This is a genomic window from Paraburkholderia sp. SIMBA_053, from assembly GCF_046534895.1.
Taxonomy (GTDB): domain Bacteria; phylum Pseudomonadota; class Gammaproteobacteria; order Burkholderiales; family Burkholderiaceae; genus Paraburkholderia; species Paraburkholderia caledonica.
The window spans coordinates 1-275 of sequence record NZ_JAWRXU010000607.1; the positions used below are offsets into that span (position 1 = coordinate 1).

Genomic DNA, 275 nt, shown 5'->3' on the forward strand with positions numbered 1-275 from the left:
GGATAGTCGAGATAGCGCGCCTGGTCGAGGTCCATCTCGAAGCCCGCGATCAACGCCTGCAACGTGGGATATTCAGCCTGCACGTCGGGCAGATGCACAGCGAGCGCCTGCGACACAGGGTGCGTCGGTTCGCCTGCTGCGAGCGCTGCTGCTTCCTTTTGCCACCACGCGAGCTTCGTGCGTCCGATCGTCGGATCGGTCGTTTCCTTCACGGTTTCTTCGAACTCGCGACGCAGCGCGAACAGCGCGGTGAGCAACGGCTGCCGCGCGACGGG

At 64.7% G+C, this 275-nt stretch carries 1 protein-coding gene; it reads right to left on the reverse strand.

Annotated features, from left to right (window positions below; translation table 11 throughout):
• Positions 1 to 275: squalene/phytoene synthase family protein (locus tag SB753_RS37035; protein WP_410805114.1), on the reverse strand; the 275-nt coding region annotated here is incomplete at both ends.